Annotated in this window: 1 protein-coding gene and 1 pseudogene; both read left to right on the top strand. The window is 73.7% G+C overall.

The window, feature by feature from the left end:
• Positions 1-1,618: N-6 DNA methylase (locus tag AC31A1_RS50340; RefSeq protein ID WP_489659739.1), on the top strand; the 1,618-nt coding region annotated here is incomplete at its 5' end.
• A 257-nt stretch (positions 1,619-1,875) separates the two neighbouring features.
• Positions 1,876-2,316: pseudogene (locus AC31A1_RS50335) on the top strand (hypothetical protein); the annotation flags it as partial.

Here is a 2,316-nt window from a genome sequence, read left to right as displayed (position 1 = left end):
ACTCCTCCCCTCCGCCCCCCTCCTCCGCGGCGCAGCCGAACTCGCCGCCGAGCTGGGCGCACGCCAGACGTTCGAGTTCCTGCTCGGGCGGCATCTCGATGCCAACCCGCGCCAGTACACGCTCACCCCGACCGAACTCGCCCGCCTGATGGCCGAGTTGGCCGAGGTGGCAGGCCCGGCCGGTACCGCGCTCGACCCGGCCTGCGGCACCGGCGCCCTGCTGCGCGCCGTCACCCCGCGCCCCGGCCAGGAGCTGTACGCCCAGGACGACGCCCCCGACCTCGCCGCGCTCGCCGCGCTCCGGCTCGCCCTGCACGCGCAGGTCACCGTGCGCGGCACGGCCGGGGACACGCTGCGAGCCGACGCGTACCCGGCGCTGCGGGCCGACGTCGTCCTGTGCCATCCGCCGTTCAACGAGCGGAACTGGGGCCACGACGAACTCGCCTACGACCCCCGCTGGGAGTACGGCTTCCCCGCGCGCAACGAGTCCGAGCTGGCCTGGGTGCAGCACGCGCTGGCCCGGCTCAAGGACGGCGGCACGGCGGTGCTGCTGATGCCGCCGGCCGCGGCCTCCCGGCGCTCGGGCCGCCGGATCCGCGCCGACCTGCTGCGGCGCGGGGCGCTGAAGGCGGTCGTAGCGCTGCCGATCGGGGCGGCGCCGCCGTACAACATCCCGTTGCACCTGTGGGTGTTGCGGCGGCCGGAGCGGGCGGCGGCGCAGCCGGAGGTGCTGCTGGTGGATACCGGGCGGTTCGCCACCGAGGGGCGGGGCGGTCCGGACTGGCAGGCCGTGCGGGGCGCGGTGCTCGACGCTTGGAAGGCGTTCGACCGCGCGGGACGGCTGGACGACGAGCCGGGGCTGGCGCGTTCCGTGCCGGTCATCGAACTCCTCGACGACGACGTCGACCTGGCCCCCGCCCGCCACCTCCCGCCCGCCACCGCGGCCGACGGCGCCGACGAGCTCACGGCCGTCCGCGAGCGGCTCGGCGAGACGCTCCGGCTGACCGCCGACCTCACTCCACCACCCGTAGAGCACTCCACCACCTCCGAGCGGCCCACGCGCTGGCCGCTCACCACGATCGGTGAACTCGCGCGCGGGGGCGCCCTGGTGATGCGTACCGGCGGAAACGGCGGCCACGCGCGTGTGCCCGTTCTCACCGACCACGACGTCCTCGCCGGAACGGCTCCGTCCGGGATCCTCCCCGAGAGTGACGAGGCCGCCGTCCTCACGGAGCCGGGCGATGTCGTCGTCCCAGTGGTCGGCGGCGGTTCGATGGCGCGCGTGATCGACGGCACGACCGCGGGCGCCGCCCTGGGGCGCAGCCTCGTGCTGCTGCGGCCCGATCCCGGCGCCCTGGACCCGTGGTTCCTCGCCGGTTTCCTGCGCGGTACCGCCAACAACCGCCAGGCCAGCAGCTACGCGTCCACGGCGACCCGACTCGACGTCCGCAGGCTCCAGTTGCCCCGCCTCCCCCTGGACGAACAGCGGCGCTACGGAGCCCGGTTCCGCGCCCTGGAGGACTTCGAGCGGGCGCTGCGGCAGGCGGGCCGGCTCGGCGAGCAGCTCGTGCGCGGCATGTACGACGGCCTGACGGACGGCACGGTCACGCCCGAGTAGGAGCCAAGGAGGAGTTCGCACTCGCCTGAGTAGGAGTGTGTACAGGTCTGAGCAGGAGTGCGCACCCGCCGGCACCTGGGACGTAGTACGGGAGCGATCACTGTGTGATCGGCACGACAACGGTTCGGTACAACCCGGGACCGCTTGTCGGTGTCGGCCTATACGCTCGAAGCGACAATCGGACGACCGGTGTTGCCCGTATCCCGGAGCGCACCGGCCGCGAACCCGTACGCCCTCTGAAGGCACCAGGAGCAGCCATGCAAGGCCACGGCTACCCGCAGCCGGCGAAGCCACCGCCGCCCACCGGGGCGCTGGTCCTCGTGCGCGTGCTGTTCGTGGGGATCTCGGTGTTCTGCATCGGGTTCCTGGCCTGGACGATGCTGCTGCGGCTGGCCATCGTGACCCGCAAGTCCCTGGACTGGGGCCTGTTCGTGGCCGCGCTGGCGGCGGACGTCCTCAGCGTCGTGCTGCTCGGCTCCGAGCCCGGCGAGGATGTCCACACCCCCGGCGGCTATCTGGGCATCACCCTGCTCCTGGGCACCCTGGTGGCGTCGATCGCGTACTACCTGGCGGCGGACATACGCCACTTCCAGCAACTCCGTGACGGCGCCTACGCCGGGCAGCCGTCCCCGGCGTACGGCTATCCGCAGCCGTCCCAGCCCCCGTCGCCGTACACCGCGACGACCGCGCCGCGGCAC

This window comes from Streptomyces sp. P5F9, from assembly GCF_057961495.1.
The sequence above is the reverse complement of the archived record's forward strand: the minus strand, read 5'-3'. Positions and strand labels throughout refer to the sequence as shown.